An 18240-nucleotide genomic window follows, 5' to 3' on the forward strand; every position below is an offset into this window, starting at 1 on the left:
ATATAATAAGCTTATCTTTGCTGTTAATTTTTTCTGAATGCTTTATACAATAATCAAAGCGCTGCACATTATTTTTATGGTAAGCTACTTTGCGGGAATTTTTTATCTCGTAAGGATTTTCGTTTACTATAAGGATACCGATGAATTTCCGGAAGAAAAGAAGAAAATTCTGAGAGAGCAGTATACCTTTATGGCCAGAAGGCTGTGGAACATTATCACCGTTCCGGCGGGAGTCATTATGGCGGTATGCGGACTGGTCATGATCTTTTTAAATCCGGGACTGATGAAAATGGGATGGTTTCATTTGAAACTGACCTTCCTTATCGGGCTTGCCATCTACCATTACTGGTGCTGGAAAAAAGTCCTTCATTTAAAAGTATTGAATGGAAATACATTACCCATTGCCAATATAAAACTGAGACAGGCGAACGAAATTGCAACTTTCATTCTGTTTCTGGTCGTATTTACGGTCATCTTAAAATCAATGGTGATCGAATACTGGTGGCAATTAATTACAGGATTTTTCGTTCTTGTATTTCTGATCATGATGACAGTGAAACTGGTTAATAAAAATAAAAAAAACAAATAATGGTGGAGTAGGACGTATGTCTGAATACATTCTTCCTTTTTACATCTTATAAAAAAACTATGATTGCAATTTTAAAGAAAGAACTTTGGAGTTACTTTGGAAACTGGAGTGCATGGGTGATCATCGCCGCTTTCAGTCTGATAGCAACCCTTTTCCTGTTCTTTTTCGACAACGATTCTAATATTTTTGAGATCGGAATGGCCTCACTGCAAAGCTATTTCGTATTGGTTCCATGGCTGCTGATGTTTATTATTCCGGCTCTTTCGATGAAAACTTTTGCGGAAGAACAACAAACAGGCACATTAAACTGGCTTTTTTCACAGCCGTTAAAGGTTTCAGAACTGGTAACAGGAAAATTCCTTTCCGTATGGATTGTCGGGATTTTATGCCTTATTCCTTCCCTGATTTACCTTTATACCGTATATGTTTTGGGGGTTCCTTCCGGAAATATTGATCTTGGAATGACCTTTGGGAGCTACCTTGGATTAATCATGTTAATTGCTGCTTTTTCGGCGTTGGGAATTTTAGCTTCTTCATTGTCGCAGAACCAGATTATGGCTTATCTGTTGGGTGTTTTCATGTGTTTTATTATGTATTTTGGAATCGAGCAATTGGCAAGTTATAAACTATTGGGAGGAGCAGATTTTATCCTTCAGAATATCGGCTTCTATCAGCATTTCTTAGGCTTCACAAGAGGGCTTATCGATTGTAAAGATGTGGCGTATTTTATTCTCGTCATCGGTGCTTCATTAGTATTGTCCAATCACTTTATCAATAAAAAGAAGTAGAATTATGAAGAAGATCAATGCTAAATCTCCACTGGGAATTTTCTTGTTTGCAATTGTTCCTTTGGTCATTATCCTCACGTACTCGGGGATCAGATTAGACTTAACAAAGGAAAAAAGATATACTCTTTCTGATAATACCATCAAAGTACTGGAGTCCGTTAAAAAGCCCCTGACTGTTGAAGTGTATCTGGAAGGAGATTTCCCGGCAAGTTTCAAACAGCTGCAAAGCGAAACGAAATTTATGCTGGAAGAATTCAGAAAAATTAATCCAAAGATTGATTTTAAATTTATCGATCCTATTAAAACGAAAATGTCCCAGGATACCCTGATGGCAATGGGAATGCAGCCGTCTATTCTTCCGGATGTAAAAGATGGAAAGATCTCACAGATCACGCTTTTCCCATACGCTGTGATCAAACATGGAAATGACGGGGTTTCTATACCGTTGGTAGTTCAGCAGGCAGGAATTGATGCTGATCAGCAGTTGACGAGATCCATTGAAGGATTAGAGTACAACCTTGTTTCCAATATCAAGAATATAGCAGCAGCAAAAAGAAAGAAAATCGGGATTCTGGTCAATCATGATGAATTAAATCCTGATGAATTCCAGGGATTTGTACAGCTGGCCATGGAAAACTATGATGCCGGACCCATTATTCCTAAAAATCAGACTGAACTTTCGTTGGAAGATGTTCCGTTATTGAAGCAAATGAGCGCTTTGGTGATTGCAAAACCAAGAAAGGCTTTTACAGATAACGAAAAGGTAATTCTTGACCAGTACATCATGAACGGTGGGAAAACCCTCTGGATGATTGATGCGGTAAATGCAGAAATGGATACATTAACGAGATCCAAAAAAGTAATGCCTTTCCCGGTAGATATCAATATGACAGACTTCTTTTTCAATTATGGAGTGAGAATCAATCCTGCTCTGGTAAAAGATGTTAAAAAGTTTGCGCTATTAAGGCTGGTTACCGGTGAAGTGAGTGGAAATCCTCAGTATACCAGCCTGCCCTGGCCATATTATCCGCTTGGAATTGCTGAAAATAATAATCCGGTTACCAAAAATATCAATCCTGTAAAATTTGAATTCCCGACTTCCATTGATACTTTGGGAGGAAGAAAAAATATCAAAACAAAAGTTCTTTTCGAATCCAGTGAAAGAACATTATTAAAACAGGTGCCGAACTATGTGGATCTGAAAGAAATTGCAAGTGTTGACAGTCTTGGACAAATGGAAAAGCCAAGTACACCAAAGATCTTCGCCGTAGCATTGGAAGGAAAGTTCAGTTCTGCCTATGCATCGAGAATTGAGAGAAAATCTTACCCTGGGTTCAAAACATCAAGTCCGGAAAACAAGATGATCGTTATTGCAGATGGAGATGTAGGGAGAAATAAAGTAATCAAAGGTAAACCGCTTCCATTGGGAGTAGATCTGCTGACCAACGAGCAGTTTGGAAACGAGCAGTTCCTTAGAAATGCTTTGGACTATTTGCTGGATGACAGCAATCTGATGGAGCTGAGAAACAGAAATATTGAAGAAAGACTTCTGGACAGACACAGAATTACTGAAGAGAAATCCACATGGCAGTGGCTGAATTTACTGCTTCCATTGGCCATTATCGGCCTTCTCGGAGGATTGTTCTTCTGGTTAAGGAAAAAGAAGTTTGGATAAAAAATAAAAAGTCCGGGAGGTTTTTCTTCCCGGACTTTTCATTTTACAAGCTCATAATCGAGCTGCAATAAAATTTTTAAAATAATTTATCCTTCCAGGACAGGAATAAGATGTTCCCAGTTCAGCTGTTTTGCATACTCTAAAGCTGTTTTCCCATTTTTAGACAGCATATTTTTATCTGCTCCGGCTTCTAAAGCAGCCTGCACGGTGGTTAAATTTCCTGCGATGGTTTCTTTATGAAGAAGCGTCAGTCCGTCTTCATCGGGTTGTGTGAGCTCATCCGGATATTGCTGTAAGAATTTTACAAATTCCTCTTTCATATTTTTACTCATTGGATGTTCCACAAGATTTTCCGGGTTTTCTTTCTGGTTGTTTACGATCAGAATATCATTAAAATCTCCAAAATCAAGCTGCCATGCATTATCATGTTCTTTTCTTTCAGCATCAGACATATCAGCACGCATTTTCTGAATGGTAAATCCTCCGTACGCTTTCGGAAGTGGGGATGATGAAGAAGAAAACAGTTTGGAAAGCCCCCTGGGTTTCTGCACACTCGGAGTGATGGCAAAAAGCCAGTCGCTGATGTTACTCAAAGGAATTTCAACATAATCACCTACCTGAATATTTCTCAGATGATTAGGCTCATTGATAAGGTATCCTCTCACGTGATCTCCGTCAAAAGATATTTCATTGATCCACATATGCTCTACCAGATTTTCCCCGGTCTCTTCATCCTGCTCTTCAAAAGCCGTTTTTACGCATGATACATTAAGTCCCGGAATAATTCTTCTGTATTCCCACGACTGTTCGCGCCAGAAATACTTAAAGGTGTCCTGAGCTTTTCTGTAAGCTGCAATCATTTCCGGATCATTTCCGTCTGCAAAAAATATCGGATTCTCTTCCATTTAAAATTTTGATTTTGTGGTGTGTTAAAGTATAAGTTATTTCTGAAAGGCTTCTTTTGGAAGCAAAGCGGCTGTTTTGTAATAGCTGATGTCGGTGGATATCTGTGCCTGAAGATCCTGGAAAGTGTCATAATCATAATGAATCCAGTTTTCTTCATGATCGGGATCAGGAGTTTTGTCTACAGCCAGCTCCAGTTTCCCGTCTTCCTGGTAGCTGCATTCTATAGCTGCGTATTTTTCACCGTTTTCGTCTTGGGTATACCAGCATTTTATCGTTCTTTCAAGTTGTGGCTCATGGGTTTCGTTATCAATGACCTGTGAGCAGATAAAGTTTTCAGGATCATCTGTTGTGAAAACAGTTTTAGAAATTAGAGGCAGTTCGTCTACGGATAAAGAATACAATTTATTGGTAGAAATAATAAAACCGCCGGCTGTTTCTTTTTTTTCAATATCAAAAAAGTCGGATTTTTCCCTTAGGTAATCTACTACCTGTGTTTCGTCTTCTTCGTCACTTAGAAAATAATTGATGTTATAAACACTGTCTTCATTGATAAATTCAATTTCTTTTAAGAAACCGGAACCTTCTTCATAATAATACAGATGATATTCGCTCAGCTTCACAGCATTACTTTTGGAGATGATCTCTCCAAAAATGTTTTTGTACACTTTTCTCATTTTTAATCATGTTAGTTTAGTTTTTTAAGTGGTAACGCAAAGATAAGTTTTCTTTTTTATCTTAATCTGAAGAGTGAAATAGTATTTATTTCGTAAGTATTCTAAATATCCTTTATAAAATCCTCATATTCGTAAAAAAACCTTTCGAAGCCATCCATTTTGTCTACAAAAAATTCAAAAATTTCTTGCCATGTGTTTTTGTTAAAAATGGAAACGTTATGTTTTTCAATCCATATTCTGCTGATCACCTTGCCGTTTTCAAGCGTAAAATATTCTTCTTTCTGAAAATCACCAACGAAATCCTTTAAGATGTCCTCCAGGGACCAGATTTTCTCGTAGTAAGCATTTCGGAAAATTTCATCTTTCATTTCGATATCCAGAGAAACTTCTGCTTTTTTATTGTCGGCAGAAAATTTAAATGCCATGTCCTTGATTTTGGTATCATAAAGAATCCATTTTCTGGGAAATGATCTTCCAAAAGCTGTCCAAAATTCCTTTTTTAATTGCTGTGCTTCCTGTTTGCTAAACATATGGCAAACATAATGATTTAATGGGAGAAAGGCAAAAATGTGGTATGGAAAACCGTAAAATTACGGATAGCCTGATAAGCGAAAATACGTAAAGACGAATCCGGTATTTGCAAATGTATCCCTTCGCTGATTTGTCTTTTCAAATATTAAACAATTTTCTTATTTTTGCTGTAATGCTTTCAAAAAAATCTCAATATGCGTTTAAGGCGCTTTCATATCTTGTAGAAAAAAGAAATGAAGGTCCGATTCTTATTTCTGAAATAGCGGAACATAAAAAGATTCCTTTAAAGTTTTTGGAAAATATCCTTCTTGAGCTGAAAAAAGCGGAGATCCTTGACAGTAAAAAAGGAAAGGGCGGTGGATATTTTTTCAAAGAAAATCCTGAAAATGTAAAACTAGCAAAGATTATTCGTCTTGTTAACGGTCCTATTGCAATGCTTCCATGTGTAAGTCTTAATTTCTATGAAAAATGTGAAGACTGCAATGAAGACCACTGCGGACTTCACGATGTACTGATAGAGGTTCGTGATGCTTCCTTAAATATCCTGGAGAAAAAAACTTTAATGGATCTGGTTGATTAATCTGATCCTTTTTTTTGAATTAATAGTCTACTTGTTTTGTAGGATAAATATTTTATCAGATATTTGCACTACTTCAAATGAATAAACTATGATTTCAAAAGAAGAGGCAAACCCATTACAAAAGTTTACACCGTCCATCGTGACAGCGCATTCGGCTGTTGTTTCTATTTTACCTGAAAAAAAAATCATGAACAGGCAGTCAGCATATATTTTTGATAGTAAAGATGCTGCTCATGAGGGAATATGGACTAAAACGAGTTTGTAATATGGTAATTTCAAGAAAAATTCAGGTAAGGCTTAATGTCCTTTTTATAACCGCTGCTATAGTGTCTATTGCTGTTTTTTCAATGTATGAATTGGGATATCTGGATGAACTCCTGAATATGCTGGCAAAAGATCATTATATTTTTTACTGGATGCTTCTGGTAGGCGTTTTTGCAGAAATTGTGGCCGGATCAATGGGAATGGGGTATGGGGTCATATGTACTACTACACTTATGCTTCTGAATATTCCACCACATATTGTAAGCGCAAGCATTCACTCCGCAGAAAGTTTTACAACAGCTGCAGGAAGCCTCAGCCATATTAAATTGAAAAATGTAAGCAAAAGCCTGGTGAAAAAACTGGCTGTTCCTGCTGTAATTGGCGCCATTATCGGTGCTGTATGTCTTACTTATCTGGGGGAATATTATGCGAAAATCACGAAAACATTAATTGCTTTTTATACTTTATATCTCGGATTACAGATTCTGTCGAATGCATTTAAAGAAAAACAAAGTAAAGCATTGAAAAGAAAAACCAATCTGACCAGACTGGGCGTGATAGGCGGTTTTATAGATTCTTTTGCAGGCGGAGGCTGGGGGCCTTTGGTAACCGGAACGCTGATTAAGAATGCGTTCACCCCAAGATTTGCGGTAGGAAGTTCTACTGTAGCCAAATTTATCCTCACCATCACCGCTGCCGTTACCTTTTTCTTTACCCTTGGAATCCAGCACTGGAATATTATTCTGGGCCTTTTGATCGGAGGAATTATTACTGCTCCTTTTTCTGCAATGCTTACAGCTAAGCTGCCTGTGAAGAAAATGTTTGTGATTATCGGGACATTGGTGATTGTGATGAGCTCTATAACTATTTATAAATCAGTATTTAATTAAAAATTATACTTGGTGTGGAAAAATAACAGCGGTAAAAAGATTTTCGGCCTTGAAAATATTTTACTTTTACACCACTAAATATTAGAACATGAATTTACATATCATTGCACTTTTTAAGTTTAATGAAAATTACCTGATGGATGCTGTAGAGCTGTTTCAGAAACTTGTAAAAGAAACAAGAAAAGAAGAAGGATGCCTGCAGTACGACCTTATTGAGGATAAGGATAATAAAGGAACCTTCTTCCTGATCGAGCTTTGGGAAAGCGTAGAGCACCACAACAGGCATAATGGTCAGGATCACCTGTTAGATTTTCGTAAAGATGCTTCCAAAATTATGGAGAGCTCAGCGGAGGTTTATAAGGGGTTTAAGATATATTAATGGTATTGAAGATTTAAAGATTTATAAATTTAATGATGTAAGGAATAGCGGTATAGGACTATTGTTTGTATGAATTTTTAAGTTCTTTAATGAATAAAAATAAAAGGCGGCTTCAATACTCTGAAACCCTTTTTATTAGAAAAAATAGAAAGTATTAAAAATAAAATATTTATTTCACGATAAGCTTCTTCGTCTCCGAATGGCTTCCGTAAGTAATTTTTACAAGATAATTTCCTGATGTAAGAGCGGAAAGATTCAGATCCTGCTTGTAGAATCCTGCCTGGTTGGTAAGTTCAGCAGCATATACTTTTTTACCGGTAAGATCATACACTTCTACATTTCCTTTGTGGCTTGCTTTTTCTTTAATATCAAAAAGAACAGTTACTTTTTTATCAGCTGCTGCAGGATTAGGATAAATACCGAAAGAAGCTTTTTTTCCAACTTCGGTAATGCCTAATGTTTCAGTAAGGCAAATAATAGTCTAATAAACCTTATTTTTTAATGAATTTTGTTTGAATTGCTTTTCCTTCAGAAGTTTCAATATTCATATAATAAACTCCTGTCTGAAGTGTGCTGATATCAAATTTTTGTCCGGTTGGCTTTCCTTCTATCGTTTTTTGGCCTGCGGCAGAGTAAATAAGAATATTTTTAAGATCTTTTTTCGACATAAATTCCAATGCTGTTTGGTCAGAATTTATTGCAAATCTGATATTTTCTGTTACTTTATTGTGAACATTTACTCCTAAAGAGGCTGTAGTATTATAGACTACATTATCCACCTGGATAGCAACGTGTGTTGCTGTAGGGGTGAATTTAAATACAATATACGAACCTGTGGATGCCGGAATATTTACGCTGATATTCTGAACTGTACCAATAACCGATACATTAACAGGGTTTCCTACAGGAACAAATGTTGACATATCTGCAGGGTTGGAGGCTATACCTACCTGAATGCTTCCCGGACCGGGTGATGGAGATACCAGCGTAGTATCAAAAGTTAACGTTTTATTTCCTGTCGGAGTTTCAATCTGTGGCGTAATAAGGTAGGAAGAACCTGTTGTATTATTACCTGCATAAGACTGGATGAATCTGTTGGAATCTCCTGCTACAATCATTCTTGGAGGAACAGGAGGAAACTCACCGGTTATGGGTGCAACGATGGCAGACCATCCAAACTGTGGGAACGTTGTATTGCCAGCAGTAAAATTATTGAAATTTTCATTGATGTTAGACACCTGAGCATTAGCAGTTAAGGCTGTAAGCATCAAAGCTCCTAAAAGTAATTGTAATTTCATGAGGTTATTTTTATTTAGAATTATTCCACAAAAATATATAATTATTTTTAATGAGTCTAAATAAAGTTTTATATTTGCTGAAAATTTGTACCTTTATGAAGAAGAAAGTGCTTTCCGTTCTATCATTATCCATGGCCCTATGGATGAATGCACAAGAAAAGGATTCTCTTTATCAAAAGAAAATTGAAGAAGTTGTTATTACAGGACAGTACATGCAGCAGTCCATCAACAAATCGATATATAAGGTTGATGTTATTGATGCAGAACAGATTAAAAATATGGCAGCAACCAATGTTGCTGAAGTTTTAAACCAAAGTCTTAACATACAGATCACTCCGGATACCCGCTCGGGAAATTCCACAGCCAATATCATGGGACTTAATGGTGACTATGTAAAGATCCTTATAGACAATATTCCGGTAGTAGGGGATACAGGACTGGGAAGTAATATCGATCTTACTAAAATTACTTTAAGCAATATAGAGCGAATTGAAATTGTAAAAGGAAGCATGGGGGTTGAGTATGGAAATGGCGCTGTTGCCGGAGTAATCAATATTATTACAAAGAAAAACAGTGTAAAAAAAGTAAGTGTCAGAGGGTCATTACAGGAAGAAACGGTAAGAGACAATTACGATCTTAAAAAAAGAGGAAACGGCAGACATATTCAGAATGTGAATATAGATTATACTATCAGTAATGAATGGTTTGCAAGCCTCAATTTCAACCATAACCAGTTTATGGGATATGAAGGAGAAAGCAAAGGTTACAAATATTTCGGACAGGATAATCAAAGAGGATATGAATGGAATCCTAAAGACCAGTACGATGCTTCTGCATTGCTGAGGTATACAAAAAACAAAACAACTTTCTTCTATAAACTGTCTTATCTTAATGAGAAATTCAATTTCTACAATCCGGAGGTCAACAGAAACCCTCTGAATGACGGATTGGGCGGCGTTGCCTATGAAAGCAGAGACAGGAGATACAATACAGACCGCTGGATTCACCAGTTTAATATTCAAACCAACTTGGGACATATCCGGTACATGGGAGATTTCTCGTATCAGAATCAGGATAAAAAATATTATGACTACAATTATGATATTCCGAACAGGACAATAAAAAGCCGTCAGGACGAAAAATCATATTATAAAACAGATGTTATCTACTCAAGAGGAATGTTCAGCAACTTTCTGGACAGTAAGGTTTTTGATTTTCAGTTAGGATATGAGTTAGACTATACCAATGGTTATGCGGCTTTAATCGCCGGCGACTTCTTTGGTGAAGCAGTAAAAAGAAAGATCTTTACCTACTCCAATTTCCTTTCTGCAGAATGGAATGTTTCAGACAAATTCTCTTTAAGACCGGGAGTAAGACTTTCCCTTAGTGAGAATTTTAACAATCAGTACAATTACTCCTTATCAGCACGATATAAAACTTCTGGAAATTCAAACCTCAGAGCAGTGGTGGGATCTGCAAACCGTTTCCCTAAATATGATGAGCTGTATACCTATTTTGTAAATCTTAACCATGATGTACAGGGAAATCCGGATTTAAATCCTGAAAAAGGGTTCTCAGCAGGGCTTTTCTGGAACCAGAACTTTTCAGCAGACAGTGGCTGGAAAATCGCTTACGGATTGGATGCATTATATCTGGATGTACGTGACAGGATTGAAATGGTAATGGTTAAAGAACCTTCTACCTATAAATACATGAATCTGGATACCTATAAAAATTTATTGTTCTCAGCCAATATCGATTTCCGGAAAGATCAGTTTGCGCTGTCTTTACGAGGATCTGTAAACGGAACATCTGTATCAATGAATGATTTGAAATCTTCTTCTACTACAGACTTCCAGTATTTGGTACAGGCAGGAGCTTCAGCAACCTATAAACTGAAAAGCACCGATACAAGTTTTTCCCTTTATTACAAATTCACAGGTCCGGACAGAATGTATGTGTCTGACGGAGCAAGCGGTTTTCGCCTTGGAAAAGTGGATAGCTTCCATATGATGGATTTTATTGTAAGCCAGCCTTTCTGGAACAGGCATTTTGAAATTTCTGTCGGAGTGAAAAATATATTTGATGTAACGAGATTAAATTCTACAGCCGTTGCTGGTTCTGCCCATACAGCTGCAAGCGGTTTTGTTAATCTATACTATGGCAGAAGTTATTTTGCCCGATTAATGTTTCAATTTTAAATAATAAGTTACTGTTATGAAGTATTTAAAAATATTATCTGTTCTTTCCATTATGGCTGCCACACAATCCTGTCTCTCTGCAGATGAAGATCCGGTGCCGGTTCCTCCTATGACGGGTTCAGAAGTAAGTGTAAAAATCGGTGGCCCCACAGAACCTAATCAGGTTTGGATTGATTTAAGTGACTACACCAATACGGCTGTCAACAGCAGAACAGACTGGGACCTTGGATTTTACAGCGGTGACGCATACAGAGTGATTATGAACGGATCTCTTGCCATGACGGTGATTAAAATTCCAAACACTTCGGACATCAGTAAAGTGAAAGAAACTGACATTGAAAGTTTGAAAGATTTGGCCCAGGTAGGAACATTTGATGCCGCAAACATGAAATATGTTGACAATCCAAACGGAGATTTCCTGAACCAGACCTCCGGAATAGATGCCGTCAAAGAAAACGATGCTGATAACCCTGTTTATCTCCTCAATCTCGGTCGGGAAATACCTTCTGCAGCCAATATCGGGGCAGGTTCTGTTTCATTGTCCGGTGATCCGAGAGGATGGAAGAAAATCCAGATCCTGAGAGCGCAGAACGGATACAAAATCCGCTATGCCGATGTGAATGCCACAGGAACAGACATCAAAGAATATATCATTACCAAAGATACAGAATACAGCTTCTCATTCTTCAACCTGAAAACAGGAACTCCGGTAAAAATTCAGCCTAAGAAAAAAAGTTGGGATTTAGCATTCACAACGTTTACCAATGAAGTATTCATGGGACCTGGCAATAGCGCAGGAAGCTATTTTTATGCAGATTTTGTAACGACGAATACCCTTAATGGAGTAGGAGCTTACCAGGTGAGTGTTACGGGAAGTCTTGATGAGGCATACAATGCATTTAAATTAAAAGATGTGGAACCTGCAAAATTCGTATTCAATGACCAGAGAGCTATCGGAGACAAATGGAGAACGACTACGGGGACAGCAGCCAATCCGGTTCCTTTTGTCTATTCAGACCGTTTCTTTGTATTGAAAGATGCCGAAGGTTTCTATTTCAAGCTGAGATTCAATACCATGAAAAATACAAAAGGAGAAAGAGGGTACACCAATTTTGAATTCGAACCTTTATAAATAATCAAATAATAATATCATGAAAAAATTCATCCTTGCCGCTTCTGTTCTTGTAGCAGTATATTCTTGCAAAAAAGCAGAAGCACAGGCAAAAGAAAATACGACGGAAGCTGCTTCTGAAGCACCAAAAACCAATAATAAAATAGTAACATTAAACGGAGGAATTACTGAAATTGTAGCGGCTCTTGGCCACGAAAAAGAAATCGTAGGAACAGATGTTACCAGTACTTATCCTGCCTCTTTAAAGGCTACCGCTAAAGATTTGGGCCATATGAGATCCATGACGATTGAACCGATCATGGCTGTAAACCCTACTTTGATTCTGGCTTCTGATAAAGATATCAACCCGGAATTAATGGGGAAAATCAAATCTTCGGGAATTCAAACCGAAGTTTTCAAACAGGAATACACGGTTGACGGAACCAAAAAACTGATTGAGCAAGTAGCAAAAGCGATCGGAAGTACAGATTATCAGAAATTAAACGATAAAATTGATGCCGACCTGAAACAGGTACAGCCCATTGCTAAAAAACCAAAAGTATTGTTCATCTATGCCAGAGGAAACATGCTGATGGTGAGCGGTAAAAATACCCCAATGGCTGCATTGATTACCCTTGCAGGCGGAGAAAATGCAGTGACAGATTTTGAAGATTTCAAACCGTTGACACCGGAAGCCGTTGTAAAAGCTAACCCTGATGTGTTATTCTTCTTTGAAACCGGTCTGCAGGGAGCAGGAGGAAATGAAGGAACGCTAAAAATGCCGGGAGTATCTCAAACCAATGCCGGTAAGAATAAGAAAATTATCGCCATGGACGGAGGTTTAGTGTCAGGTTTCGGACCGAGAGTAGGAGAAGCAGCAGTAGGATTAAACAAACTTTTAATTGAAAGCACCAAGTAAACTATACTTTTATCTTATGATGAGTGCGGTATTGCTTGCCATTATAGCAGTACTGTCACTTAATACCGGAGTCTATGATTTCGGAGGAAACTCTCCGTTCATGGTATTGTGGCAATTCATAAAAGGAGATTCCGGTTTATCACTGAGTGATCAATATGTGATCTGGGATGTAAGAGCAGCCAGGATTATCATGGCCATTTTGGTAGGAAGTATGTTGTCGGTTTCAGGGACAAGCCTTCAGGGGCTTTTCAGGAATCCTTTGGCGACGGGAGATTTAATAGGACTTACATCGGGAGCCACTTTGCTGGCAGCCATTGCCATTGTTTTAGGAGGACATTTCAAAGAATATCTTCCAGAAGCCGTACAGTTTTCGCTGGTGGGAATCTCAGCTTTCGTAGGATCTTTTTTATCCATGATGCTGGTATATAAGATTTCAACAAGCGGAGGAAAGACCAATGTAGTCATGATGCTGCTTACCGGAGTTGCCATAACGGCAATCGGTTTCTCAGTTACCGGATTTTTGATCTATATCTCAAAAGATGAGCAGCTCAGGGATCTTACCTTTTGGAATTTAGGAAGTCTGGCAGCCGCTACATGGACCAAGAATATCATTCTTGCCATTGTGATGACCATAGCTTTCATCATTTTATTACCCAAAGGAAAAGCTCTGAATGCCATGATGCTGGGAGAAAAAGATGCACAGCACCTGGGAATCCATGTGGAAAAACTGAAAAAGCAGATCATTATCACCGTTGCTTTAATGGTGGGAACCTGCGTGGCATTCTCAGGAACAATTGGTTTTGTAGGCCTTATTGTGCCTTATATTTTAAGACTTTTATTCAAATCCAATAATACCTTTATCCTGCCTCTGTCAGCAATGTGTGGAAGCATTTTGCTGCTTACTGCAGATACATTCAGCAGAAGTATTGTAGCCCCGTCTGAACTTCCGATCGGAATTCTGACAGCCCTGATGGGAGGGCCTATTTTTATTGCTATTTTGGTTAAATTTAAAAAATCACTGTAATGATCAAGGCACACCAGATTAATTATAAGCATAAAGAATTCCGTATTCTGGATGGGATAGATGTCTCTCTGGAATATGGTGAATTTTTAGCCATTGTAGGTCCGAATGGAGCAGGAAAGTCAAGCCTTCTGAGTATTTTGGCAGATGAAGTGAAATCCGGGAAACAAAAAGTAATATTTAAGAATAAACCCATTCGGGAGTGGGAGGTGAGAGAGCTTTCAAAACATAAAGCGAAGTTTTCACAGCACAACAGCAATGATATTCCGCTTGAAGTAAAAGATGTTGTCATGATGGGAAGGTATCCTTATTTTGATGCCCGGCCCGGAAAAGAAGACGTTGAAGCAATGAACAATATGCTGTATGAAACCGACATTTTTCATCTGAAAGACAGGGATTATAATTCTTTATCAGGAGGTGAAAAACAACGCGTACATCTGTCAAGGGTAATGGCCCAGTTACAGAATGAAATTACCCATAAGCTGGCTTTCCTGGACGAACCCCTGAATAATTTAGATGTAAAACATCAGTATAAAGCACTGGAAATCATCAAAAATTTCACTAAAAAAGCCAACAGTGCTATTGTAGTGTTGCACGACCTGAACCTTGCTGCCCAGTTTGCAGATAAAATTTTATTGATGAAATCAGGACAGGTTTCCGCTTATGGAACCCCGCAGGAAGTTTTCACGGCAGAAAACATCAGTAAAGCCTACAACTTTCCGTGTACTATTTGCGAACACCCTATTACCAATAACCCAATGATCATTTTTGGATAACCATGGAAAAAGAAGAACTCAAAATCCTTGCACAGAATCTTGCCAATCCCCAGGGTGAAAAAGGCATCGAGATTGGTGAAATGATGAATGCCACTAACATCAGCATGACGTTAGAAAGTATCAGAACACTTGTAATAAACGAAGGGCAGCACACCCTTGAAATAGGACACGGAAATGCCGGACACCTGAAAAGTATAATGAGTCTTGCCAAAAATCTCAGGTATACAGGGATTGATATTTCTGAAACCATGCATAATGAAGCCAGAAAACTCAATAAAGAATTTGAAAACCAGGCCGAATTTGTTTTGTATGAAGGTAAGAAACTCCCTTTTCAGGACAGTACTTTCGATAAAATATTTACAGTCAACACCGTTTACTTCTGGAAAAATCCGGTGGAGTTTTTAAATGAAATCTACAGGGTTTTAAAAGATGAAGGAACATTCGTTCTTACATTCGGACAAAGGGAATTCATGGAAAAGCTGCCGTTCACGGAATATGATTTTACGCCGTACAGCAACAGTGAAATGGAAGAACTGATCTCTAAAAGTCTTTTTAAAAGAATGAAAATGACTGAAAAAGAAGAAGAAATAAAAAGTAAAACAGGAAACGAAACAATACAAAGAATTTATACAATTTTAACCATAAAAAAGTAAAGTAATGAGCACATTAGTTAATGATTTAAAGGAAAAATGGGAAGCTCTGAAAGCAGAAAATCCACATATCAGAATAAGAAATGCAGCAGCACAGTTAGCAGTAAGTGAAGCCGAATTATTGGTGACCAGCATAGGAGAAGGTGTAACAGTGCTGAACCCGGATTTCCAGGGAATCCTTACAGAAGCTGAGCAATTAGGAAAAGTAATGGCTCTTACCCGTAATGATGAATGTGTTCATGAAAGAAAAGGAACTTACCTGAACGGAGATTTCAGCAGCCCGCATGCACAGCTTTTTGTAGGTGAAGATATTGACCTCAGAATTTTCCTTAACCACTGGAAATTTGCTTTTGCAGTAGGGGAAGGAGACAAGAAAAGTCTTCAGTTTTTCGGAAAAGATGGACTAGCTTTACACAAGATCTACCTTACCAAGAACAGCAATGAAGAAGCTTTCGATGCTATTGTTGAAAAATTCAAGGCTGAAGACCAGAACCAGGCATTTATATTTGAACCAGGAGCTCCAAAGCAGGCTGAAAAGGCAGATTCAGAAATTGATGTGGAAGGTTTCAGAAAAGCCTGGGCAGAGCTCAGAGATACTCATGATTTTTTCATGATGACCAGAAAATACGGGGTCAGCAGAACGCAGGCATTAAGATTAGCTCCGGAAGGATTTGCTAAGAAAATTGATAATGCTAAAGTAGTAAACATCCTTGAAGACGCCTCTGAAAAGAATACGCCGATCATGGTTTTCGTTGGAAACAGGGGGATTATCCAGATCCACACCGGAAACATAAAGAAAACGCTTTGGCACCAGCAGTGGTTCAATGTCATGGATCCTGATTTCAACCTGCACCTTGATGTAACAAAAATTGCAGAAGCCTGGATCGTTAAAAAGCCAACTGAAGACGGAGAAGTTACCGCTATTGAAGTGTTCAACAAAGAAGGAGACTTTATTGTTCAGTTCTTCGGAAAAAGAAAACCTGGAATTCCTGAACTTCAGGAGTGGAAGGATCTTGTAGCAGCATTAGAAAAATAATAATTAGATATTTGAGTGAGACCGTTTTGTTTATACTATTCAAAGCGGTCTTTTTTATGACAAGCGATCTGCAATTGCCGGAATATTTGTGTAATTTGTGATTAAAATATAAAATAAAAATGAAAAATATTTTCATAGCAATGCTGATTGCCGGTTTCTGTTCATTGAAGGCACAGGACTTTAAGGCGTATCAGTTTTATGATAAAAAAGGAAAAGAAATAAAGACAGAAAAGCTGGTAAAAGAGCTGGCAGATTATGATGTGGTCTTTTTTGGCGAAAATCATAACAGCTCCATCAACCACTGGCTTCAGCTTAAAATTACAGAAGCTCTGTTTGTAAAGAAAAACGGACAGCTTATTTTAGGAGCAGAAATGTTTGAAAGAGACAACCAGACTCAGCTGGATCAATATTTAAATGGGAAATTCGATGCTAAAACATTAAAAGACTCAGCCCGTTTATGGAACAATTATGCAACAGATTACAAACCTTTGGTAGATTTTGCCAAAGATAAAAAGCTTAATTTCATTGCAACCAATATCCCAAGGAAATATGCCTCCCAAACGGCAAAAGAAGGTCTTGAATCCCTGAACAAATTAACTGAAAAAGAGAAAACATATATTGCTCAGTTACCAATAAAAGTTACATTAGATACTCCGGGATATCCGGAAATGAAAGCAATGATGGGAGATCATGCAGAAGGAACAAAAGTGATGAATTTTATCTCAGCCCAGGCAACGAAAGATGCTACAATGGCAGAATCTATCCTGAAAAACTATCAGGCCGGAAAAACCTTCATCCATTACAATGGAAACTACCACAGCAAAGAATTTGGCGGAATTTATTGGTATATCAAACAGAAAAATCCTAATCTGAAAATGGCAGTCATCTCTGTTTTTGAATCGGATGATCCTGAATTGAAAATACCTGCTAAAGATTATATTCCGACAGATTTTAATCTGATTATTCCTGCAGATATGACGAAGACTTTTTAATTTAACAAAAGTATCATTCTGACTGAGGAAGAATCTCACTGTTAATTATAAGATTCTTCACTCCATTGCATTCTTTTCAGAATGACAAAAATCAATTACTTTTACATTGAATTCAATAGGGTCGGGCTTTAGCCCGGCCATTTTTAATTAAAAGATTCAACGGCTTTAGCCAAAACTTAATTCATGGATAAATAATCATTTTTATTCCACAATTTTTACCTTTGTACACATTCCAAAAAATATGAAGAAATTATCCATTCTGCTGATCTTTTTTATCGGACTGATCAATGCCCAGAAACTCACTTCCAATGAAATTTCGGTAATCAATCAAGGTGATACAAATACCGCATTGCCAATCTATCAGACTACAGATACCAATCAGCATAAAACATTGCTGAGTATTTCTTCAGAAGCAGATCCTCTTGACCCAAACACGGCTGTTTTGGTAAAAAGAATGAAAGAATCTCTTCTTTCAACAGATGGTGGAGTAGGCATTGCGGCTCCTCAGGTGGGAATCAACAGAAAGATTATCTGGGTGCAGCGTTTTGATAAGGAAGGAACTCCACTTGAATATTTTATCAATCCGGTCATTGTATGGCGTTCCGATTTACAGAATCTTGGTCCTGAAGGCGATTTATCTATCCCCGAGTTCAGAGATCAGTTTTACAGAAGCAAAGTCATTCAGCTGGAATATGTTGATCTGAAAGGCCAGAAATATTCTGAAATCGTGGAAGGTTTTACAGCCGTTATTTTCCAGCATGAAATCGACCATCTTTTCGGAATTCTGATTTCCGACAAAAAAGAAAAAGAGAAAAACGATTCTTATAAAAAAGTAGATGCCTATCAGAAAAGCGACGTAAATAAAGACAGAAGGTAATGATGAATTATAAATGATGAATGAAATTCTTAAGCATTATATAAAAAAAATATCCTCAATCATCTGTGCCCATCTGCGAAATC

Annotated in this window: 21 protein-coding genes; 16 read left to right on the forward strand and 5 right to left on the reverse strand. The window is 37.7% G+C overall.

Annotated features, from left to right (window positions below; all coding sequences use genetic code 11):
• Positions 1-37 precede the first annotated feature (37 nt).
• Genes ACP3T3_RS21990 through gldG form a run of 3 tightly spaced genes read left to right on the forward strand, consistent with a single transcriptional unit; the run spans position 38 to position 3052 of the window.
• The gene (locus tag ACP3T3_RS21990) at positions 38-589 is read left to right on the forward strand and encodes a CopD family protein (protein WP_426477830.1); all 552 of its coding nucleotides are present in this window, start codon (positions 38-40) and stop codon (positions 587-589) included.
• Between the two features lie 59 nt (positions 590-648).
• Entirely contained in the window at positions 649-1377 is a 729-nt protein-coding gene (locus ACP3T3_RS21995) for an ABC transporter permease (protein WP_426477831.1), read from the forward strand.
• A gap of 4 nt (positions 1378-1381) precedes the next feature.
• Complete coding sequence (gldG, locus tag ACP3T3_RS22000; protein ID WP_426477832.1) at positions 1382-3052, forward strand: gliding motility-associated ABC transporter substrate-binding protein GldG; 1671 nt, start codon at positions 1382-1384, stop codon at positions 3050-3052.
• Positions 3053-3138: 86 nt separating this feature from the next.
• Here the strand turns inward: gldG and ACP3T3_RS22005 are convergent, their stop codons facing one another.
• The 3 genes from ACP3T3_RS22005 to ACP3T3_RS22015 form a co-directional block, all read right to left on the reverse strand.
• Positions 3139-3957, reverse strand: a complete 819-nt coding sequence (locus tag ACP3T3_RS22005) for a DUF2314 domain-containing protein (protein ID WP_426477833.1) — start codon at positions 3955-3957, stop codon at positions 3139-3141.
• A gap of 36 nt (positions 3958-3993) precedes the next feature.
• On the reverse strand, positions 3994-4632 hold the full coding sequence (locus ACP3T3_RS22010; RefSeq protein ID WP_426477834.1) for a hypothetical protein: 639 nt from the start codon (positions 4630-4632) through the stop codon (positions 3994-3996).
• A gap of 101 nt (positions 4633-4733) precedes the next feature.
• The gene (locus tag ACP3T3_RS22015) at positions 4734-5162 is read right to left on the reverse strand and encodes a DUF4268 domain-containing protein (protein WP_426477835.1); all 429 of its coding nucleotides are present in this window, start codon (positions 5160-5162) and stop codon (positions 4734-4736) included.
• Positions 5163-5335: 173 nt separating this feature from the next.
• Here ACP3T3_RS22015 and ACP3T3_RS22020 point away from each other — a divergent pair, with 173 nt between their 5' ends.
• The 4 genes from ACP3T3_RS22020 to ACP3T3_RS22035 all read left to right on the forward strand — a co-directional run bounded on the left by ACP3T3_RS22020 (position 5336) and on the right by ACP3T3_RS22035 (position 7276).
• Complete coding sequence (locus ACP3T3_RS22020) at positions 5336-5743, forward strand: RrF2 family transcriptional regulator (protein WP_292014465.1); 408 nt, start codon at positions 5336-5338, stop codon at positions 5741-5743.
• Between the two features lie 88 nt (positions 5744-5831).
• On the forward strand, positions 5832-6008 hold the full coding sequence (locus ACP3T3_RS22025) for a hypothetical protein (protein ID WP_426477836.1): 177 nt from the start codon (positions 5832-5834) through the stop codon (positions 6006-6008).
• A 1-nt stretch (position 6009) separates the two neighbouring features.
• Entirely contained in the window at positions 6010-6897 is an 888-nt protein-coding gene (locus tag ACP3T3_RS22030) for a sulfite exporter TauE/SafE family protein (protein WP_426477837.1), read from the forward strand.
• 88 nt (positions 6898-6985) lie between these two features.
• Positions 6986-7276 (forward strand): putative quinol monooxygenase, encoded by a 291-nt coding sequence (locus tag ACP3T3_RS22035; protein WP_131438555.1) that lies wholly within the window; start codon positions 6986-6988, stop codon positions 7274-7276.
• 169 nt (positions 7277-7445) lie between these two features.
• On the opposite strand, the gene ACP3T3_RS22040 is transcribed toward ACP3T3_RS22035, so the two are convergent.
• On the reverse strand, positions 7446-7754 hold the full coding sequence (locus tag ACP3T3_RS22040; RefSeq protein WP_426480003.1) for a T9SS type A sorting domain-containing protein: 309 nt from the start codon (positions 7752-7754) through the stop codon (positions 7446-7448).
• A gap of 13 nt (positions 7755-7767) precedes the next feature.
• Positions 7768-8574 (reverse strand): choice-of-anchor J domain-containing protein, encoded by an 807-nt coding sequence (locus ACP3T3_RS22045; RefSeq protein WP_426477838.1) that lies wholly within the window; start codon positions 8572-8574, stop codon positions 7768-7770.
• A 95-nt stretch (positions 8575-8669) separates the two neighbouring features.
• On the opposite strand from ACP3T3_RS22045, the gene ACP3T3_RS22050 reads away from it, so the two are divergent.
• From ACP3T3_RS22050 to ACP3T3_RS22090, 9 genes are all read left to right on the forward strand, one after another.
• On the forward strand, positions 8670-10775 hold the full coding sequence (locus ACP3T3_RS22050; protein ID WP_426477839.1) for a TonB-dependent receptor plug domain-containing protein: 2106 nt from the start codon (positions 8670-8672) through the stop codon (positions 10773-10775).
• A gap of 16 nt (positions 10776-10791) precedes the next feature.
• Entirely contained in the window at positions 10792-11907 is a 1116-nt protein-coding gene (locus tag ACP3T3_RS22055) for an HmuY family protein (RefSeq protein ID WP_426477840.1), read from the forward strand.
• Positions 11908-11926: 19 nt separating this feature from the next.
• Entirely contained in the window at positions 11927-12805 is an 879-nt protein-coding gene (locus tag ACP3T3_RS22060) for a heme/hemin ABC transporter substrate-binding protein (protein ID WP_426477841.1), read from the forward strand.
• Positions 12789-13829 carry a FecCD family ABC transporter permease gene (locus tag ACP3T3_RS22065; protein WP_426477842.1) on the forward strand — a complete coding sequence of 347 codons (1041 nt, stop codon included), beginning with the start codon at positions 12789-12791 and terminating at the stop codon, positions 13827-13829. Before ACP3T3_RS22060 ends, ACP3T3_RS22065 begins: the two co-directional genes overlap by 17 nt.
• The gene (locus tag ACP3T3_RS22070) at positions 13829-14602 is read left to right on the forward strand and encodes a heme ABC transporter ATP-binding protein (protein WP_426477843.1); all 774 of its coding nucleotides are present in this window, start codon (positions 13829-13831) and stop codon (positions 14600-14602) included. The genes ACP3T3_RS22065 and ACP3T3_RS22070 overlap by 1 nt, the downstream gene beginning before the upstream one ends.
• 2 nt (positions 14603-14604) lie before the next feature.
• On the forward strand, positions 14605-15255 hold the full coding sequence (locus ACP3T3_RS22075) for a class I SAM-dependent methyltransferase (RefSeq protein WP_426477844.1): 651 nt from the start codon (positions 14605-14607) through the stop codon (positions 15253-15255).
• 4 nt (positions 15256-15259) lie between these two features.
• Positions 15260-16288 carry a hemin-degrading factor gene (locus ACP3T3_RS22080; protein WP_426477845.1) on the forward strand — a complete coding sequence of 343 codons (1029 nt, stop codon included), beginning with the start codon at positions 15260-15262 and terminating at the stop codon, positions 16286-16288.
• A gap of 119 nt (positions 16289-16407) precedes the next feature.
• Positions 16408-17280, forward strand: coding sequence for a ChaN family lipoprotein (locus ACP3T3_RS22085; protein WP_426477846.1), 873 nt, complete (start codon positions 16408-16410; stop codon positions 17278-17280).
• Positions 17281-17521: 241 nt separating this feature from the next.
• Positions 17522-18157: a peptide deformylase gene (locus tag ACP3T3_RS22090; RefSeq protein ID WP_426477847.1), complete on the forward strand. Its 636-nt coding sequence runs from the start codon at positions 17522-17524 to the stop codon at positions 18155-18157.
• Positions 18158-18240: the final 83 nt, after the last annotated feature.

Origin of the sequence: Chryseobacterium sp. CBSDS_008 (genome assembly GCF_049959325.1) — a bacterium.
GTDB lineage: Bacteria > Bacteroidota > Bacteroidia > Flavobacteriales > Weeksellaceae > Chryseobacterium.